The sequence below is a fragment of the Citrobacter sp. wls757 genome, assembly GCF_005280935.1.
Taxonomy (GTDB): domain Bacteria; phylum Pseudomonadota; class Gammaproteobacteria; order Enterobacterales; family Enterobacteriaceae; genus Citrobacter; species Citrobacter portucalensis.
In genome coordinates this window covers 62,746-82,044 of record NZ_SZWU01000014.1, presented here as the reverse complement: position 1 = coordinate 82,044, position 19,299 = coordinate 62,746, and the positions used below count along the sequence as shown (strand labels likewise).

Annotated in this window: 16 protein-coding genes, 1 tRNA gene and 1 pseudogene; 7 read left to right on the top strand and 11 right to left on the bottom strand. The window is 51.2% G+C overall.

Going from position 1 to position 19,299, the window contains the following annotated elements; all coding sequences use genetic code 11:
* Positions 1 to 26 precede the first annotated feature (26 nt).
* From FDW94_RS01785 to FDW94_RS01750, 8 genes are all read right to left on the bottom strand, one after another.
* Positions 27 to 887, bottom strand: coding sequence for a ketose-bisphosphate aldolase (locus FDW94_RS01785; RefSeq protein WP_003024018.1), 861 nt, complete (start codon positions 885 to 887; stop codon positions 27 to 29).
* 80 nt (positions 888 to 967) lie between these two features.
* Complete coding sequence (locus FDW94_RS01780) at positions 968 to 1,819, bottom strand: class II fructose-bisphosphate aldolase (RefSeq protein ID WP_032945395.1); 852 nt, start codon at positions 1,817 to 1,819, stop codon at positions 968 to 970.
* An 11-nt stretch (positions 1,820 to 1,830) separates the two neighbouring features.
* On the bottom strand, positions 1,831 to 2,922 hold the full coding sequence (locus FDW94_RS01775) for a PTS fructose transporter subunit IIC (RefSeq protein ID WP_137377038.1): 1,092 nt from the start codon (positions 2,920 to 2,922) through the stop codon (positions 1,831 to 1,833).
* 26 nt (positions 2,923 to 2,948) lie between these two features.
* A complete protein-coding gene (locus FDW94_RS01770; RefSeq protein WP_003827230.1) occupies positions 2,949 to 3,269 on the bottom strand; it encodes a PTS fructose transporter subunit IIB in 321 nt (106 codons plus the stop codon).
* A gap of 19 nt (positions 3,270 to 3,288) precedes the next feature.
* Entirely contained in the window at positions 3,289 to 3,759 is a 471-nt protein-coding gene (locus tag FDW94_RS01765; RefSeq protein WP_008786490.1) for a fructose PTS transporter subunit IIA, read from the bottom strand.
* Positions 3,760 to 3,785: 26 nt separating this feature from the next.
* On the bottom strand, positions 3,786 to 5,339 hold the full coding sequence (locus tag FDW94_RS01760) for a PRD domain-containing protein (RefSeq protein WP_137377037.1): 1,554 nt from the start codon (positions 5,337 to 5,339) through the stop codon (positions 3,786 to 3,788).
* Between the two features lie 456 nt (positions 5,340 to 5,795).
* Entirely contained in the window at positions 5,796 to 8,114 is a 2,319-nt protein-coding gene (yicI, locus tag FDW94_RS01755; RefSeq protein WP_137377036.1) for an alpha-xylosidase, read from the bottom strand.
* A gap of 10 nt (positions 8,115 to 8,124) precedes the next feature.
* A complete protein-coding gene (locus FDW94_RS01750; RefSeq protein ID WP_137377035.1) occupies positions 8,125 to 9,507 on the bottom strand; it encodes a glycoside-pentoside-hexuronide family transporter in 1,383 nt (460 codons plus the stop codon).
* A 290-nt stretch (positions 9,508 to 9,797) separates the two neighbouring features.
* Here FDW94_RS01750 and FDW94_RS01745 point away from each other — a divergent pair.
* The 4 genes and pseudogenes from FDW94_RS01745 to FDW94_RS23710 all read left to right on the top strand — a co-directional run bounded on the left by FDW94_RS01745 (position 9,798) and on the right by FDW94_RS23710 (position 10,896).
* A tRNA-Sec gene (locus FDW94_RS01745) sits at positions 9,798 to 9,892 on the top strand.
* A gap of 75 nt (positions 9,893 to 9,967) precedes the next feature.
* Positions 9,968 to 10,153, top strand: a pseudogene (locus tag FDW94_RS24675) (hypothetical protein); the annotation flags it as partial.
* 175 nt (positions 10,154 to 10,328) lie between these two features.
* Complete coding sequence (locus FDW94_RS01735; RefSeq protein ID WP_008786497.1) at positions 10,329 to 10,589, top strand: type II toxin-antitoxin system Phd/YefM family antitoxin; 261 nt, start codon at positions 10,329 to 10,331, stop codon at positions 10,587 to 10,589.
* Between the two features lie 139 nt (positions 10,590 to 10,728).
* Positions 10,729 to 10,896, top strand: a complete 168-nt coding sequence (locus tag FDW94_RS23710; protein ID WP_349290452.1) for a type II toxin-antitoxin system RelE/ParE family toxin — start codon at positions 10,729 to 10,731, stop codon at positions 10,894 to 10,896.
* Positions 10,897 to 11,005: 109 nt separating this feature from the next.
* Here FDW94_RS23710 and misL read toward each other — a convergent pair whose 3' ends face one another.
* Both misL and FDW94_RS01720 read right to left on the bottom strand, forming a co-directional pair.
* Positions 11,006 to 13,810 carry an intestinal colonization autotransporter adhesin MisL gene (gene misL, locus FDW94_RS01725; protein ID WP_137377034.1) on the bottom strand — a complete coding sequence of 935 codons (2,805 nt, stop codon included), beginning with the start codon at positions 13,808 to 13,810 and terminating at the stop codon, positions 11,006 to 11,008.
* A 75-nt stretch (positions 13,811 to 13,885) separates the two neighbouring features.
* Positions 13,886 to 14,503 (bottom strand): helix-turn-helix transcriptional regulator, encoded by a 618-nt coding sequence (locus FDW94_RS01720; RefSeq protein ID WP_137377033.1) that lies wholly within the window; start codon positions 14,501 to 14,503, stop codon positions 13,886 to 13,888.
* A 577-nt stretch (positions 14,504 to 15,080) separates the two neighbouring features.
* Between FDW94_RS01720 and FDW94_RS01715 the strand changes: the two genes are divergently transcribed.
* The 3 genes from FDW94_RS01715 to FDW94_RS01705 all read left to right on the top strand — a co-directional run bounded on the left by FDW94_RS01715 (position 15,081) and on the right by FDW94_RS01705 (position 18,154).
* Positions 15,081 to 15,854 (top strand): transcriptional regulator, encoded by a 774-nt coding sequence (locus tag FDW94_RS01715; RefSeq protein WP_137377045.1) that lies wholly within the window; start codon positions 15,081 to 15,083, stop codon positions 15,852 to 15,854.
* The gene (locus FDW94_RS01710; protein ID WP_137377032.1) at positions 15,851 to 16,315 is read left to right on the top strand and encodes a hypothetical protein; all 465 of its coding nucleotides are present in this window, start codon (positions 15,851 to 15,853) and stop codon (positions 16,313 to 16,315) included. The genes FDW94_RS01715 and FDW94_RS01710 overlap by 4 nt, the downstream gene beginning before the upstream one ends.
* A gap of 342 nt (positions 16,316 to 16,657) precedes the next feature.
* Positions 16,658 to 18,154 (top strand): C69 family dipeptidase, encoded by a 1,497-nt coding sequence (locus tag FDW94_RS01705; RefSeq protein WP_137377031.1) that lies wholly within the window; start codon positions 16,658 to 16,660, stop codon positions 18,152 to 18,154.
* 36 nt (positions 18,155 to 18,190) lie between these two features.
* Here FDW94_RS01705 and FDW94_RS01700 read toward each other — a convergent pair whose 3' ends face one another.
* Positions 18,191 to 19,093, bottom strand: a complete 903-nt coding sequence (locus FDW94_RS01700; protein WP_137377030.1) for a LysR family transcriptional regulator — start codon at positions 19,091 to 19,093, stop codon at positions 18,191 to 18,193.
* Positions 19,094 to 19,299: the final 206 nt, after the last annotated feature.

Sequence of the window (19,299 nt, the reverse complement as noted above, 5' to 3'; positions counted from 1 at the left end):
AGGCGGGTCGCCCCGCCTGCATGCCGTTAGTAAAGTGATGCTTTGCCGGTTGAACCGAACAGTTTCATTTTGTGGCGGATCACGTCCCGCGCGGCGCTAATGGCTTCCGGGTAGATTACGTTCGGGTCCCACCAGGTTTCTTTCGCCAGGATTTCGCGGACTTTCTGGAAGTAGGCGTATTTCATATCGCTGGAAATGTTGATTTTGCCAACGCCCAGCGTCACGGATTCGGCAATTTCCGCATCCGGGTTCGCGGAACCACCGTGCAGCACCAGCGGAATATCCACACGCCCGGCGATGTCGCGCAGGATGTTCATTTGCAGCTCTGGCTGCATCCCTTTCGGGTAGATCCCGTGCGCGGTTCCAATCGCCACCGCCAGCGTGTCTGCACCCGTTCGGGCGATAAAATCCTCTGCCTGAGCAGGATCGGTATAAGTAACCTTCGACACGCCGCCTTCCACTGACGTCCCGGTCTGGCCAATCGTTCCCAACTCCCCTTCTACCGAAACACCTACCGCATGCGCCAGTTTGACCACTTCGCGGGTCAGCGCCACATTCTCTTCATATGGTAGCAGCGAGCCATCAATCATCACCGAGGTAAACCCACACTGAATCGCCCGCAGGACATGCTCAACCGAAGCGCCGTGGTCCAGATGCAGAGTAAAGGGAACCGGGCTGCGCAGGGTGATATCACGGACGTAGCTAAAAAACGCATCGCCGACAAAATCATGTTCGCTGGGGTGAATGGAGATAATCGCCGGGGTATTGGTCGCTTCCGCTTCTTCCACTACTGCACGTACAAAGCAGCTGTCCGCCACGTTGAATGCGCCGATGGCAAAACCGTGCTGACGGGTAGGTTGCAGTAATTCTTTCATCGAAACTAACATGTTAATTCTCCAGTTTCAGGGTGTAGAAAGCCCTGCCAGTGCGTCATCGCAGAGGCATAGAAGGCGTTACAGAAAATGAATCAGGCTTTGCCGATAGCGCCGCTGGCCTGCAGGTACGGAATAATGGCTTCCTCGCAGGCCTGTTCCATCAGGGCCAGGGCATCAACGAGTTCACCGGATGTGTCGCGACATAGGGTATGCAGTAGCGCAGCCTTTCCGGCTTCGAAAACCGCCGCACCAACGTTTATCTTGGCGACACCAAACGTCGGGCAGCGTTGTAGCTGGTCAAACGGCGTCCCGCTGCCGCCATGCAGCGCCAGCGGCACCGTTGATAACCGGGCTATTTCCTCCAGCCGCTGGAAATCAATAGCAGGTGTGATGCCCGGCGCGTACATGCCGTGTGCCGTACCCACCGACACCGCCAGCAAATCGATCCCGGTCTGTTGGATAAAGGGTTCCACGTCAGCGGCCTGGGTCATCAAATCAGCGTTAGCGGCGTGGTCATAGCACGGAGCATCGGCCAGATGACCCAGCTCGCCTTCCACGCACAGAGAAACGCTGGCTGCAAGCTCAACCACCGCCCGGGTCTGGCGAATGTTCTCCTCCAGCGCAAAGGCGGAGGCGTCGATCATTAAGCCGCTGAATCCGGCGCGAAAAGCCTGGCGAATGCGTACAGGATCCTTTCCATGATCCAGCGCCAGCGCGACCGGTACCGAGGCTTCCTCTGCCAGCGTTTTGACCACCGCTGCCGCTATCGGGGCCGGAAAATGCTCCAGATGCCCCTGATACAAATTCAGAATGATGGGCGCACGGTGTTTCTCCGCCACTCGCACCGCTGCGCGGGCGCTTTCCAGGTTCATACAGTTGATGGCCAGCAGCGCGTACTGTTCGCGCCAGGCTTTGGTCACCATGCTTTTCATATCGGCAAACATATGGCCTCCGGTTATTCCAGGGTGAAGGTGATTTCTTCGTCTTTCAGCTGTTGATCGCTGAGTTCGTCAAACTCTTCATCACGCTCGGTTACCGGTTTCTTCCACAGCGACAGCATGACGCCACAAATCACCGTACCGATCCCCAGCGCCAGGCAAAACAGCAGCGGATGCGTAAAGAGCGGAACCACAAACATGCCGCCGTGCGGTACCGGACTTTCGACACCCCACACCATAATCAGGCCACCCGCAATCGCCGAGGCCACCACGCAGGAGCCCACCACGCGCAGCAGGTCGCGCGCCGCAATCGGAATAACCCCTTCGGTAATCATGCAGATCCCCATCGGGAATGCGGCCTTCAGCGCCTCACGTTCCGCACGGGTGTACTTGTGACGCGTCAGCAGGAAAGAGAGCGTAATGCCAAATGGAGGGATCATCGAACCAACAAACTTCACCGCTTCCGGACCGTACACGCCGCTGACCAGCATGCCGTCAGCAAACAGCGACATGGTTTTATTCACCGGCCCACCGAAGTCGAATGTCGCCATCGCACCGAGGATAGCGCCCATCAGAAAGCGGGATCCGCCCTGCATGGACTCCAGCAGATGAATCAACGCGTCCTGCAACCAGGCAATCGGCTTGCCAATCAGCGTCATCATCAACAGGCCGCCGATAACGGTACTCAGTACCGGCAGCACCATGATGGGCATCAACCCCTGCATCGACTGCGGCAAACGGATATAGCGCTTGAGCAGCAGGACGGTATAACCGACCAGAAATCCGCCCAGCATCCCACCGATAAAACCGGTATGAATTTCTCCGCAGACGAAGCCGACAATCAGGCCCGGCGCGAATCCCGGACGGTCAGCAATGGAGTACGCAATCGCCGCACTAATCAGCGGTACGATTAACCCCATCCCCCAGCCGCCAATTTGGTTGAGCATCCAGGGAATGGTTCCTGTTTTTTCACCGACGTTAGTGCCGCCAAGTATTTGCCCGAGAGCAATACAGATCCCGGCGGCGACAATTAACGGGATCATCCACGAAATTCCCGTTAATAAATGTTTTTTTATTTCCTGAGATAGCGGAATTTTATTTTCACTCATGTGAAACCCCTCCAGAATGAGGATCGCTACTGGTTATTATTAACTAATGATTTTTCGACCTTTTCAAGAAACTGAATGGGCGATTTTATGACGATTTCAGTTTTTACTCGCACAATGCGTTTGTTTGAAAATCGCTCCTCCCCTTTTATTTTTACATCGACAGCAAGAATCACGACATCAGCCGCAGAAATATCTTCTGTCAGCAGTTCGTTTTCTGTGCCAATGGTGCCCTGGGTTTCAACTTTTATATTATGACCAAGCGCTTTGGCACCTTTAATTAACTTCTCACGGGCAATATAGGTGTGCGCAATACCCGCCGTACAGGCGGCAACACAAACAATATTCATAACATGCTCCACATTTTATTTAGCAGACATTGGATTCAGCATATTGGCTAAAAAGCTCAATAATTTTTTGTGGACTACTTTCAACTAATAGTTGTTCAATAATGTCGTCATCTGCCAACGCGCCAGCAACCTGCGAAAGCAGACGAATATGGGTGGTGTTTTGATCTTCAAGACGTACGGCAAACAGAATAATGCAGCGCACGTTGCTGCCGTCCAGGGTTTCCCAGGGAATATCCTGGCGGGTACGCCCAATCGCCAGCGTGGTATTGACCACCGCCGAGGATTTCCCGTGCGGGATCGCAATATGGTTTTCGAAGCCGGTCGAGCCTTCTGACTCACGTTGCCAGACATCCTGAATAAACGTTTCGCGACAGCTAATTGCTCCATCTTTTTGCAGAATATCCGTCAGTTCCTCAATAGCCTCCGTTTTGCTTGTAGCCTTCATGTCCAAAATAACGCGATTTGTATTGAGTATTTTCGTGATGTCCATCAATCATACCTCATGGAGTTCAGACATTAATTTTCAACGACCAGCGACGTCGCCCGATGTAATTTTTCCGTAATAACCGTTTCTGTTACCCGCTTAATATCCGCATCATTGAAGAAGGCAGTGACATACACGACCGGCATGGCAACCGCGGGTAAATTAATCGTCGATACCACCAGTTCAATATCGTCCGTCAGTACAGAGGGCAGGCTGCCTGCCGACACCACGCCGACGATAGTCCAGTCCGGAAAGGCGCGCAGAATACGGCTTTTGAGTAAGTGAGAAGTGCCGATACCCGTTGAACAGACCAGTAGTACGCGTTTACGCGCTATCTGACGCTCCATTGCGGCCTGAAAATGCACGGTTAAATATCCCACTTCATCTTCCGACACGGCCCGCTCGCCCCAACCGCTAAACACCCTATTCACCGCACACTGGGTCAGACGCCACACGTCCTGCAACTCGCCTTTGATATCCTCCAGCAACGGATTACGAATGCGGATCTGGTAGTTCAGTCGGTTAATCAGCGGCTTAATGTGGATCAGCAATCCGTCATACAGCGCCGTGTCCTGGCTAAGATCGCTGTCGACCATCTCGGCGAAGGTGGCAATCAACCGATGGGTAATCAAACGCGCTTCGTCGCTGGAGTGCATATGGCCAATCACACTCACGTCATTATGCTCTTCAATCACCACACCCGAGGAGATAATGTATTGATATATAAACCAGACTTCGTCTTCCGGCAGCGGGTGGGCAATGCGTTTTTCGATATGCTGGATCATGCGACTGGCAATGGAAAATATGTTCTCATCACAGGTAGAGATGCTCTCTTCTTTTCTCGGAAGCGCATTGCCCCGCGTGATGCGGTACATCATGATCAGAATATGGGTAAAGATATTGACGTAATAAGGCTCGCCGAGCGACCAGCACAGGTCGTTCTCCATTTCCTGCAATAACGTCTGGACAAATAAAACGTCTTCTTCGCCAAAGTAATGCACTAACGCTTTATAACTGCCCGGATCCAGGCGTGAATAAATCACGCTGCCGGGTTCATTATGGTTAATCACGCCGTTAATCAACGATGCCATCGCCTGGCGCACACCGCTCTCGCTACCTTCAATGTGCGTGCCGCTCTGACTACGAATCAACGACAGGCCCAACGGGGTAATCCAGGATTCAATTACTTTCAGATCGTTAACAATCGATGCGCTACTAATGAAATAACGTTCGGATAATTTACTGATCGACGTTTCATGCGGCGTTTCGCTTAATAACTGTGAAGCTATCTTGACTCGCCGTGAATTATTCATCATGCCGTCAGCATCATCACCCTCCGATCCTAATAACTGGTCCATATATAAAAGGTCGGTAATATTATCGGCACTTAATATCACCCCAGCACCAGCACGTTTATCGATAGTTATTTTCCATTCTGATAACCATGGTTCCAGTAAGCGCAGATCGCGCTGCACAGTTTTCTCTGAAACAGATAAATACTCGGCAATTTTCAGCAGCGTGACATATTCCTTCTTAGACAGAAGAAATTTTAATAATCTGTTTTGTCGCGAGGTAATCATTTGCATTATTTACCCTTATTACATACCAGATTAAATATCTATACCCGTCATACTTCAAGCTGCATTTGCGTTGGTTTTTCTCGCTCACCCCAGTCACGTACTTATGTACGTTCAGGGGATTCGCTGCGTCGCCGCCTTCCTGCAACTCGAATTATTTAGGTTATAAAGAAGCATTGATGCTCCACGTGTAATCCGTGATGATAAATATAAGAGGACTACGATGCGCCAACAATACTAAATCGTGTCCTGTATTCCGGACAGAAATAAGACAAAAACGGGAAATAGTGAGATATTTACGGCGCAGATCACATTTTTCGTGGGATTCAGAGTGATATTGCTCGCAAATATGGGGAGATAAAAATTTAATTCAGGATGTTTTGGATTTTCAGATCTGGAATGCTGCTCGCAGCGTGGGCCGGATAAAACGCATTGCGTCGCCATCCAGCCCACGTTGAGATTTACTTACAGGGTAATCGTCAGCACATCCGCATCCGGCGTGACAACCGTTCCCCACTCACTGCCCACAGATGAGCCGCCCTTCACGCCGCTAACCTGCGTAATATTACGCAGACACAGCGTCCAGTTACGCGCTTCGCCACTTCCTTGCACGGTGATGGTATTACCCGTGCGCGTCGCTTTCAGCGTGAAGATAACCGAACCGTCAGCCGCCGGGACTTCACAAATCGCCTCCCGACCCTCCTGCAGATGGAACAGCTGGAACGCCGTCCCTTCGTGCCAGGCGTAGTCCGGCTTCTGATTATTGCAGCCCAGCGCCAGCAGTGTATTGTCGCGCACATAAACCGGCAGACTCAGGAAGTCATGCTGCTGCTTATGCCAGCAGTTGCCCGCCACCTCGTCGTTACGCCACAGATGCGTCCAGCGTCCTTCCGGCAGATAGAACTGCACATCACCCGCCTCGCTAAACACCGGCGCAACCATCACGCTATCGCCCAGCATGTACTGGCGGTCGAGGTAATCACATGCCGGATCGTCCGGGAACTCCAGCATCATTGCGCGCATCATCGGTGTTCCGAGTTCATTGGCGCGCGCCGCTTCGCGATACAGGTATGGCATCATGCGGCATTTCTGCTCAGTGAAGTAGCGCACCACATCGCAGGATTCATCATCGTACGCCCATGGAACACGGTAGGATTTACTACCGTGCAGGCGGCTGTGGCTGGAGAGCAACCCGAACGCACACCAGCGCTTGTAGACGTGCGCCGGGGCGGTATTCTCAAAGCCGCCAATATCGTGACTCCAGAAGCCAAAGCCGGACAGGCCGATGGACAACCCGCCACGCAGGCTTTCGGCCATCGATTCATAGTTGGCATAGCAGTCACCGCCCCAGTGCACCGGAAACTGCTGCGCGCCGACCGAGGCCGAACGGGCGAACAGCACGGCCTCTTCTTCACCGACGGTCTCTTTCAGCACGTTCCATACCAGTTCGTTGTAGATGTACGCATAATGGTTGTGCATTTTCTGCGGATCGGCACCGTCAAACCACTGAACGTCAGTAGGAATGCGTTCGCCAAAGTCAGTTTTGAAGCAATCAACGCCGATATCCACCAGACCTTTCAACTTGTTGGCATACCACTCGCAGGCTTCAGGATTGGTAAAGTCATAAATCGCCAGGCCCGGCTGCCATTTATCCCATTGCCACAGGGAGCCGTCCGGGCGCTTGAGCAGATAACCTTTCTCTTTCAGTTCATTGAACAGCGGGGATTTCTGGCCGATATAGGGGTTTATCCATACGCAGACCTTCAGCCCTTTCTCTTTCAGGCGGCGGATCATACCTTCCGGGTCAGGGAAGGTCACCGGATCCCACTCAAAGTCGCACCACTGGAAGGCTTTCATCCAGAAGCAGTCGAAATGGAAGACGTGCAGCGGCAGATTGCGCTCGGCCATCCCGTCGATAAAACTGTTCACCGTCGCTTCATCGTAATTAGTGGTGAACGATGTAGTCAGCCACAAACCGAATGACCAGGCTGGCGGCAGCGCCGGACGACCGGTAAAGCGGGTATAGCGATCCAGCACCGCTTTCGGCGTAGGGCCGTCGATGACGAAATATTCCAGATACTCGCTTTCAACGCTGAACTGCACTTTTGACACTTTCTCAGAGCCAATTTCAAACGACACGCACTGCGGATGGTTTACCAGCACGCCGTAACCACGGTTGGTGAGATAAAACGGGATGTTCTTGTAAGACTGCTCGGTACTGGTGCCGCCATCGCGGTTCCATGTTTCCACCGTCTGGCCGTTACGTACCAGCGCAGTAAAGCGCTCGCCCAGACCGTACACCGTTTCGCCAACGCCCAGATCCAGGCGTTCAAACATATAGTTTTTCCCGCTATTGGTGTCCTGCACGTAGCCGTTATTTTTCAGCTGGCTGCCGGTAATACGTTCGCCGTTACGCAGGAAATCCAGCGACCAGAACTCACCTTTAGTGACCCGCACGCTCAAATTTCCGCTTTTCAGTTCGGCAAATTCAGCGGTGTTTTGTATCTCTACGTTGACGTCCTGCAGCACGTTCAGCGGATAGTGCGGACCGTTATTCAACGCGCCCTGGAAATGTTCCATACGCACGCCCACCACGCCTTCCTGTGGCGAGAAAAAGCGCAGGGTGAAGAGTGGAGTATCCAGTTGCCAGGTACGTTCACGCACATCGCGCGGCGCAACGTAGACAATCATCTCGTTACCCTGTTGCTCGACCTCGAATACCTGAATCGGGTGAGTTAAATTCAGGCCAGGCTGCGTCAGCCAGTTTCCGTCGCTAATTTTCATCGTTGGTTCCTTAGTTCTGTAATTCTTTCGTCGAAAAATCCTGCTGATTGCGGTGCGCACCCTGAGCCAGCTGACTCATGATTTCCGTCAGATACGGCGTTTTCAGGGTATAAAAGCGTTTGGCAATCACGGCACTCAACAGGTAACAAATAGCCGGGACAATCGTGAACAATGCGATAATGATGCTAATGGTGGCGCTGTTCTGGGTTTTCGCTGCGGCATCGTAACCGCCGCCCGCCAGCATCCAGCCGATCATCGCCCCGCCGAGCGCCAGACCCAGCTTCAGCACGAACAGCGTGCCCGCGAAGCTGATCCCCGTCAGACGTTTTCCGTTACACCACTCGCCGTAATCAACGGTGTCGGACATCATCACCCACTGGATTGGCGTCACGAGCTGATGCAGTACGCCAATCACGAAGATGAAGGCGAACATGGTGAGATTTGCGTGCATCGGCACAAAGAACATTGCCAGACTGACGACCGCTAGCAGGGCGTTCGTCCACCAGAAGACGCTGACTTTGCATTTCCAGTCAGTCAGCGGTTTTGCCAGCGCAGAGCCGATAAGATTGCCGACGCAATAGGTGGTGAGGAAGGCGACAAACACTTCCGGGGTACCCAGAATCCAGGTGACGTAATACATCATCGCCCCGCCGCGTACGCAGACGGCAAGGATGTTGAGGATGGTCAGCAGGCCGACGATGCGCCATTGGTCGTTCTGCCAGATGTCGCGCAGGTCTTCACGCATTGAGTTGCTGCTCGGCGGCGCTTCCACACGTTCTTTGGTAGTGAAGAAGCAAAACGCCAGCATCAGGAACGCCACAACCGAGAGCACGGCAATCCCGCCCTGGAAGCCCAACGCTTTATCTTCGCCGCCAATCAGATTCACCAGCGGCATCATCAGCACGGTGGAGAGCATGCCGCCCGCCGTCGCCAGCACAAAGCGCCATGACTGCAGGGAGATACGCTGCGTTGGGTCATTGGTTATCACACCGCCCAGCGCGCAGTAGGGAATATTCACCACGGTATAAAGCAGGGTCAGCAGCGTGTAGGTGATTGCGGCATAAATCATTTTGCCGTGCAGGCTGAGATCCGGCGTGCTGTAGGCGAGCACACAGACCAGACCAAATGGCAGAGCGCCAAACAGCACCCACGGGCGGAATTTCCCCCAGCGCGAACGGGTGCGGTCGGCGAGCAGTCCCATGCAAGGGTCTGAGATAGCATCCAGCGCGCGAGCCAGTAAGAACATCGTGCCGACAAAACCGGCCGGGATACCAAAAATATCGGTATAGAAGAACATCATATATAACATAACGTTATCAAAGATGATGTGGCTGGCGGTATCGCCCATGCCGTAGCCAATCTTCTCTTTAACGGACAAAATCTCACTTTTCATTACGCATCCTTGTTAGCACTTTCACACGCACTGATACCGGTTACAGTTCTTGTAAACCATCCCTGTGAGCGCGGGTATTCCGATATCTCGTTATCAGATTACGATTCTTGTTTTCTGTGATCAGAGTAGCGTCAAAAAATGTGTCTAAGTGTAAGTAATGGATTTTGCGGGGATTTATTTGAAACTGGTCATGGTATGGAGAAACGGAAGTTAAAAAAGTGAGTGAGGGGGTGTGGAAACGTTTGGAAGTAGCTATAATGCGCCCCGCCTCCATGTAGCAATCGAGGCGCGGAAGATCGTCATCTCCGGTGAGGTGGCTGGACTTCAAATCCAGTTGGGGCCGCCAGCGGTCCCGGGCAGGTTCGACTCCTGTGATCTTCCGCCAAAGTTCCTATCTTATTCCAGTCATTTGCCATATTTTCTCTGCTCAAAAAGGCTTTCATGATTCTCGTCCGAAATTATCCTTTCCGACAGGTAACTACGCGCAGTTGGGTTTGATACCGGGCAGAAAATTACCGTCAAAGTAATGAACGGTTGTATCGCCCTGATGGTCTACAGTGAGCAATAACAACGGTTGCAGGATGAGCTGAAAGAGGCCAATCAGAAGTTAAATAGAATTGAGAGCACGCTGGCGACTCTTCAGTGAAGCAAGGCTAAACCTGTTAGCGTTACTTACAGGTTCAGTTGGTGCCGGATGGCGCTAACGCTTATCCGGCCTACTTTCACAATACCCTCTGTCTGACCACCCACCTCATAGTGACCCCCAGAAAGATATCGACTATAATGAACGAATCGAACGATTCATGCGAAATGGTGGCAATATGCATACTCTTACAGCAAATGAAGCCAAAACCCAGTTTGGCGATATGCTACTTAAAGCGCAGCGAGAACCTGTGCAAATTAACCGTAACGGTAAGCCTGTTGCAGTTGTCGTCTCCATTGAGGACTATGAACAAATGGAAGCCATGAAGCTCCAGTTACTGAAGGCCAAAATTCAGCGTGCTCAAAACGATATTCATTTGGGCAATATTGTTGATGGTGATGCTTTTTTTGATGAGTTGATGGATCAACACAAAGGATAAAAAGTGAGTTACAAACTTACTGGAGAAGCACAGCGCGATATTATTGAAATCCGTGATTACACATCAAGAAATTGGGGCGCTAAACAGTCCAGGGATTATCTTAGATAAATTACGGGGCGTTCTCTCTCAGTTAGCTGAAATGCCAGACATGGGGCATCATCGAATTGATGATTTTGGTGCAGATATTTACAGCTTTCCTCATGTTAGCCATATGATTTACTACAGTGCACAAGACACAAATATTGTTGTACTGGCAGTCTTACACCAAAGCCGAGTACCAACAAAACATCTCGGACAACGTTTGTAGCCCGCCACCTTATTTGCCGGATGGCGCTTGCGCTTATCCGGCCTACGATTGCCACAAAAAAGAAAGCCGCCGATCGGTGAATCAGCGGCTTTTCCATTACTCACTTACATTAGAAATTATATTTCACGCCCAACATACCGCGGGTATCGCTGTAGCCTTTGTCGCCGACTTGTTGGGCCACGTTGCTCCACACGTTGAGTCGCGGAGTGATTTGACCTTCAACGCCGACTTTCAGCTCGCCGATGTTTTTGGTGCCGCGCATGTCATTGCTCACATCGTCCATCTTCACGCTGGTCGTCTGCGTGTTGTGGATCCAGTTGGCTTCAACAAACGGCTGGAACTCGCGAGATTTACCGTCGTCGATGGCGTTGTGACCATTAATAAAGGCTTTCACGCCCAGACGAGTCATCAGGTTGCCGTCGGTGTTGTCCTTCACGCGGGTACCGTTCGCTTCGCGGTGACTGTCGGCTTGCACGTCCATCCATACCACTTGCGCTTTCGGTTGCAGCCAGTAGCTGTTGCGCTCGCTTTCGCCCAGTTTGAAGCTGTAACCGGCTTCAACCGAAGCGGTTATCCCGCTGGATTTGTATTTCTCTGCTGCCTGCTCCTGGCCCATCACTTTGTTATCAAACCAGTTATACAGCGCCCAGGTATCTACGTAGGTGCCGGTCTTGTCGGCGTCATTGGCATACCATGTGCCGTACAACCCCACGCTGTAACCGGTGACCTGGCCACGTGAATGGTAGCCGGTCAGGCTGGACCGCGTACGGTTCTGGCTGTTGGCATAACCTGCCATCGCGCCAAGGTGCCAGCGGTCAAGACCGTCGCTACTCCACTGCGCCAGGTCGCCGCCTAGCTGCATTACATAGCTGTTGCTTTGGGTTTTCAACTGCCCGCTACCGTCTTTGAAGCGGGTATGCGCCCCAACGTTACGCATCCACAGGCTGGTAACTTTCTTCTCGCCTGTCAGCATATCGACGTACTGCGTTTCACCCAGACGATCGTGCAGTCGGGTCATAAACAGCGTGTTAGCCGCATAGTTGTTCGCCAGATAACTGCCTGCTTCCGGACGGTATTGCTGCTCAGTGACAGGAGGCGCAACAGGTTCTTCCGGCTCAGGGATAATCGGGTCTACAGGATCGACCGGGTCTGGATCAATAGGGTCAACCGGGTCCGGATCAACAGGGTCAGGGTCATGCGGATCGACGGGGTCCGGGTCTTCCGGATCCGGCGGAGCAGGAATAAAGCTGGTCAGATACCAGTTACTGCCTTTCTGCACCACGTTATAGTCGTACGCTCCGGCAACAATACGGCCCGCTTTCTCAAAAGTACCGTCAGAATTACCGGCCACTTCGATGATCTCAATACCTTCAATGGTCTGCGCCCCGGTTCCGCCAATGTTATTCACCGCCACAAACGCATTACCCGCGGTGTTGCCGAGCACTTTCAGCTTGTCGGTTTCGGAGGTATCGTCATTCAGGACAGTATTGAAAACCAGTTTGCCGCCGTTCCCGGTAAAATCTTCATTGATGGTAAGCGTCTGCCACGGTTCGCCGTCAGCATGCCCAAAGTTCACCACTGACCCGCCGTTCAGCGTCAGGTCGGTGAGCGTTGAACTGTTAGTCATGTTCCAGGTCGCGTCGCTCATTTGCAGCGAGATAACGCCCGTCCCGGCAGTGGCGCTGTTGATGTATGACGCCCCGCTCCACAACGAGTTGTCGGTCATGTTGAGCTTAATGGTACTGTTTTGCTGCGGCAGGCTGCTGGTTGCAGCAGTCGCGCCAGCGGCATGAAGATCGCCGTCGATAAGAAAACGCCCGCCAGTAGAACCGTCTACGATGCCGCCCGTTTCAGTGCTGATGGCATAACTTTCGTTGCTATGATCGCCCGCCATGGTAATGGCGGCACCGCCTGCCAGGTTTATCGCCCCGCGTGAAGTCGCATACAGGCCACGTGGCGCTTTGCTGTATGACGCCGCTTTCGCCGAACTGTTCACGTTGATCGTTGCGTTTTCACCAAGATTCACGGTCGCGTTGGTGGAATAAACCGCATGAGCGCTGACGCCGTTGACCGTAATCGTCGCGTTGTTGCCCAGTTCCGTTTTGGAAGATGAGGCGGCATAAATCCCCGTTGAAGAAGCACCCGAAGTCTCAATGGTGGCGTCATTGCCAAGCAGTATCGAGGAACCGCTCTGCCCGGTGCGAAGACCCTCTGAACTGTCACCTGTCGTCACAATGTGTGCCCGGTCGCCGACCACAATTGTATTTTTGGCCTGCGTGGCGTCTTTCATCGCGTTTGCTGTGATACCACGTCCCTGGGAACCGGTGGTTTGAATATACAGATCGTCGCCGACGTAAATGCTGGCCGAGCCCTTCCAACCCTGGCTATAGGAGTTGTAACCTGCGTTAATACCGTCACCATCCTGACCGTCCACATAAATACTGGTGCGATCCCCGGTGATGATAAAGACCGGGTTATCCGGCGTATTGGCCCCGTGCGTGCGGATACCGTCAACATCTTTATCATTATTGGCGGCATTCTTCGACTGCGTGCGAATCGTCAGGTCGTCCCCAAAAATAACGCCCGGACTACCCGTTGTACTGTTCTGAATAACGGTAACAGAGTGCTCAAAAGCTTCAGCGCCGGGTCCATTAATCGTTAATCCATTGCCATAAACGGGAATCGTGCCCGCACTCCATTGATAAACATAATTCGGCATGGCGCTGGTTTTAGCGAAACTGGCATTTGCCTGCGCTGGAATTATTGCCTGCAATTCCGGGGGCAGACTGCTAACCAGTCCGGTGGAGGGTAGACTATCAACGTCAACCCATGCCGCTTGAGCTGAAAATACCATAGAGGTTAATGCGGCTGAAACCGCTATGGCAATACGAGAATAAGATTTGGGATTTGGCATATTAGCCTCCTGCTTTCAGGCGTAGAGCGTCCACCACATCGCAAGGATGTGAAAATAATAAAATTCAAAAATACGTTATAAAATATTCGACAATATTTGATGAATACTATGGCCTAACTTATCTTCAAGCCTGAGCTTGTAGACATATATTTTCTTAATATCGATATTATCTATTTTGGTAATTTGCTGAATACTTTTCCCTGACACAAAACGCTTCAGTAATATCATTTCAGTATAGTTAAGTGAGCGTCCACGTTTGCTGTTAGCGAGATGACCAGTAAAGAGTCGCCTAATTTTCTGATGTTGAACTTCGTCATCATCATCAGAATATATAATCCCTTGTATTTTATTGCTTTTGGACAGCCAGTAGTTGGCTAACGGCGCCAGGTTCCTGTCTGCTATCAACACAATATGCATACCGCTGTAGGCAAGCCGGTCAACCCATTGCGGGTCGGCAAACAGACGCAGATTCGGGAAAGAAAAGTCCACAAAAATAAACCCGCGCGACAAATGGTTTTGATTATTAAGCAGAAGCTTTTCAATAATTCCTTTTTGCAGAAAGCCATTCCCCGCAGGCCAGATCGCAAAAGCGGCACGGTGGCAGTAACTGGCGCGAACCGCAGTATCCGGAAATAATTGACAGGATAATTCACAGCTTATGCAACGAACAGTCTGTGACGGTGATCTCTTCATCAAAAATGACTCCTGTTATTTTTCCATAAATATTTCATTGGTAAATAAATGTGTCAATCCAACACGTAGTACGTTCCTTGTCAGCTAATAACAGTGGCGCTAATAAAATGTAATAAACTCCTGATGCACTAATATGTATGGTCTGTGAGTAATACGATTGCGCTAAGCTTATTTACGCTTTATCTCAGAATAACAACCTATGCATTAGGAATTTTATGCATAAATTCAGATTCCAGGACAAACAGTAAAAAAGCACTATTTGCTAAAAAATAACCTGCGCAAAAGTTACTTACTAATTACGTAATTCTGATAACTCAATCACCCTTGTCATGTTGTGGACAAATATAAAGATAATTCAGATAAAACTGTAATGAATTCTCATTATTTAACCTTAGTTAATTCTCACCTAAGAAATAAGATTGCTAACGTATTGTATTTAAAGAAATTTTAACGAATTAGTGAAATTCTTATCTTCGTTCATGAACAAAGAGTGAGGCGCATTTTCGATTTGGATGTAAAATTTAAAGGATGCGTTAGCACACGCTGTGATTCGTTTTGGTTACTGAGGGCTGGGCAATTGTACCTTATCAATCAGTTGGTCGAATTTAATCCTGATAGCAAAAGTCTGGTCAATCGTCAGACCGGGCGAGCAATTCAGCTCCAGCTCCCTGCCTCGCTCTGTTTTCTCTATTTAATTACTCACGCAAGTGACATTGTTTCCCAGAACACGTTGATGACAATTGGTTGGGGTGAAAGAAATAATGTGACCACCACCAACACATTTTACCAGGCTATTCTGACGCTACGAAACGCGCTGGCGGACGTGGGGTTGCCTCGTGATACGGTGAAAACTATTTCCCGACGCGGGCTCAGATTAAATGAGAATACGCAAGTAGAGACAATAACGCTTCAACAGAGTGAAGTTTCCCCGCCGCCGGTTATTGAAGAAATCCCCCCCGCAAAGATAATTCCTTCGACACCACAACAAACGACGCAGATACCCTGGTTTGAGGTTTTATTTAGCGCCAGTGTCGTGATTGTCACGTTGATCATCTGGCTGGTGTGGTATCAAACGCGCCCTGTTATGCCGTTTAGTAAATTTGTCCAGGCTTCCATGCAGACCCCATCGCGGCAAAATTGCAAAATCTATTACTCACCAAATGAACACGACCAGCAAGGCTATTTCAATCTGATGCAGTTACATCCCTATCTCTGTGAAAACAACAAGCACGTGTTTCTTACCGGTTACAGCAAAGCGGAAAGGATCGTGGCATTTGTCTGTGATAAAGATGCACGGGTGGATGCTAACGCATTTTGTACTACTCATTATTACTGGATGCGCGGGCAATGAAAAAAACACGCCACCTTATAATGCTCGTGGCCGGGCTGGTTACTGTGCTCGGTTCAGGCGGATGGTTATGGCATTCACGCTATGCCGACAAACCGCTGAATTGCATCGGTAACATGGAATGGAATATTGGCAGCAACCGCTTTACGGGTACGTTATCGTTTCGGATGTACAACAGTGAAGGCCTGGCCACTATTACCGGCAAACTGTACGGGCGTAATACCTCAGACATTAGCAGGAACATCTATTTTAACTACACCCAAAAGCGCGATGCCCGAGTGCTACAGGCGATGCAGGTCGTCAAAACCTTCGCTGACACCGCTGATGAAGCGGATATTAACGACACATTACCTGGATTTTACCGCCAAAGCGGACGAAGCCTGAGCCTGGTCATGGAGGAGTATAAAGGTGCATGGATTTTTGCCAGCTCCAATGTGCCCTCGCTGTATTGCCGCAAAAGGTAGCGTCATATCCGGAAACAAAAAGTACGGCCCCTCAATGAAATTCACATTTGTCATCATTGGCTTACGCGACATGGGTCACTGAATCCACACATAACCCATTGCTATTCTTCATCGCGAATCAGGAAACATCCTGAATATCATAATATCTGTTGCGTAATAATTAAGCGAAATGGGCGTTATATTTTGCCCAGAAGACTTCAACCTACGGATGGATATTTGGAGAAGACGTGGGCAGGGGCGTTTATCTCTCTCGCGAGCAATGTCTGAGCGTTCAGGCGTTATCGCATTTCAGGAAACGGTGTGTTTCCGGTGTATTTTTGGCGTACATATGAGGGATACGTAATGTTTACTTTTAAAAAGTGCCTGATTGCACTTTCTATAAATTTGGCCGTTGTTTCATCAGGTTTTGCTTGTACGACCCTGCTGGTCGGCAACGAAGCATCAGCGGACGGCTCCATGCTGGTCGCCCGTAGCGCAGACAGCGATGCTCTGAAAGCACAGCATTTTGTCATTCATCCGGCAAAGCAAAATCAGACCGGGGTATACAGCACCAAAGCACATAATGGTGCGAATGATTTTACCTGGCCACTGCCGAAAAACTCTCTGCGTTATACCACTATCCCAAACTGGAAAACCCAACTGCACGGCGCGACCGGATTTAACGAGCTGGGTGTCGGCGTGAGCGGTACAGAATCCATTTTTGCCTCACCGAAAGCACTGGCCGCCGACCCGTACGTTGAGGATAAAGGGATCACCGAAGACGATATCCCGGATATTCTGCTGTCACAAAGTAAAACCGCACGTGAAGCTGTGGCGCTGTTGGGCCATATCGTTGAGACCGTCGGTGCAGGCGAAGGTTTTGGCGTTGCCGTCGTCGACGATAACGAGATCTGGTACCTGGAAACCGGTAGCGGCCACCAGTGGATGGCGCAGCGTCTGCCGAATAACCAGTATTTTGCCACCGGTAATCAGGGCCGCTTACAGGATTACGATCCTAAAAATCCGGACATGATGGCGTCAAAAAATCTGATTCAATTTGCGACTGAAAAAGGACTGTACGATCCGGCGAAAGACGGTAAATTCAACTTCTCCAAAGCCTATACCCGTGATGACGAGCGTGACCGCACGTATAACGACCCTCGTGTATGGACCATCCAGAAAGAATTCAATCCTTCCGTAAATCAGGATATGGCCAAAGGGCGCGAATTCCCGGTCTTCATGACGCCAGAGAAGAAAATGACGCTGGACGATGTGAAGGCCGTGTTGCGTAGTCACTATGAAGGGACCAGCCATGACCCGTACACCAACGGTCTGAACGGCAAAGAGCCATGGCGTCCGGTCAGCGTTTTCCGTACCTATGAAGCGCACGTTATGCAGGTCCGTCCGTGGTTGCCAAAAGAGATTGGTGAAACGACCTACATTGGCCTGGGCATGGCTGACCTCACCGCCTTCGTTCCGTACTACAGCGGTCTGAAAGCGTATCCGGCTAACTACACGATGGGTACCGATAAAGCGGACGATCAGTCTATCTACTGGAAATATCGTAAATTACAAACGCTGACGATGACCGATTATCCGAAGCTCGCGCCAATCGTCAAAAAAGCCTACAAAGCGTGGGAAGACAAAGTGGCGAAGGAGCAAAAAGAGGTCGAAGCAGAGTATCTGAAGATGGCGAAAACCGATAAACCCGCCGCGGATAAGATGCTGAATGACTTCAACCTGCGCATCATGGCCGACGCCGAGAAGCTGACGGAAGATCTGACTAATCAGCTCTTTACCATCCGCACTAAAGACATTCAGTCTGATATTTTCTTTGCGAATGCAACGAAAAAAGACTGAGTAACGACGCGATAGTATTCTGGCGTAAAGCGCTTATTAGCTTTGCGCCAGCATTTCACACCGTGCCCTCACCGCCTCGTGCAGAAGGCGTACCGCGGTTGAAAGCTGCTTCCGATGCGGGCAAATCATATTCAGCGGGACTTTCTCTCCCTGATAATCCGGCATCAGCAGTTGTAATCGACCGTCACGCACATCCTCGCTGACATCCAGCCACGACTTGTACGCCACACCTTCTCCGGCAATCGCCAGGCGCCGGATCACTTCCGCATCGTCGCTCATAATGGTGCCGTTAACCTGCACACTGCTGACCTCGCCGTTGCGCGTAAACGTCCAGCGATCGTGCAGGCGGCCGCGTAATACGAAGGTCATGGCGTTGAGCTGTGTTAAATCATCCGGGGTTTGCGGCGCGCCGTTTTGCGCAACCCATTCCGGTGATGCCACCAGCACGCGTCGGTTACCCGGTGCAACGGGCAGGGCAATGTAAGACGCGTCTTCGGTGTTGCCATAGCGAAACGCAACATCGACGGGGTCTTTAAAGACATCCGTTACCTGGTCGGAGAAAAAAATCCGCAGGCGCAGCGCGGGATAGCGGCGTCGAAACGACTGAAAGACCGGCAGCAGCAGGTTACGACCGAGATCGGAAGGCACGGCGATTTGCAGCGTGCCTGACACTTCATCTTCCGGGGTCTGAATTTTTTGCAGCCCGGCATGCATTACGTCCAGCATCTGGCGAGCATAGGGTAGCCAGACCTCGCCCTCCGGCGTCAGGCGCAGGCTGCGCGTAGAGCGGGCGAACAAGCGGATAGCCAACGTAGACTCCAGGCGCTTGATAGCTGAACTGACCTGAGCAGGCTGAACGCCGACTTCGCGCGCGGCATCGCTAAAACTATTCAGCGCCGCGGCGCGGACAAACAACGTGAGATCTTCAAGCCGGAACATTTTCACTCCCCGAGTATAAGTCCTGTCGCCATAGGGCTATTTTTCCCGTTCTGTTACCGGTTTACCATCAAATTATATCAACAGATATACCCTAAATAATTCGAGTTGCATGAAGGCAGCAAGAGAGTGAATCTCCAGGAGCATAGCAAACTATGTGACTGGGGTGAGCGAACGTAGCCAACGCACATGCAGCTTGAAGTATGACG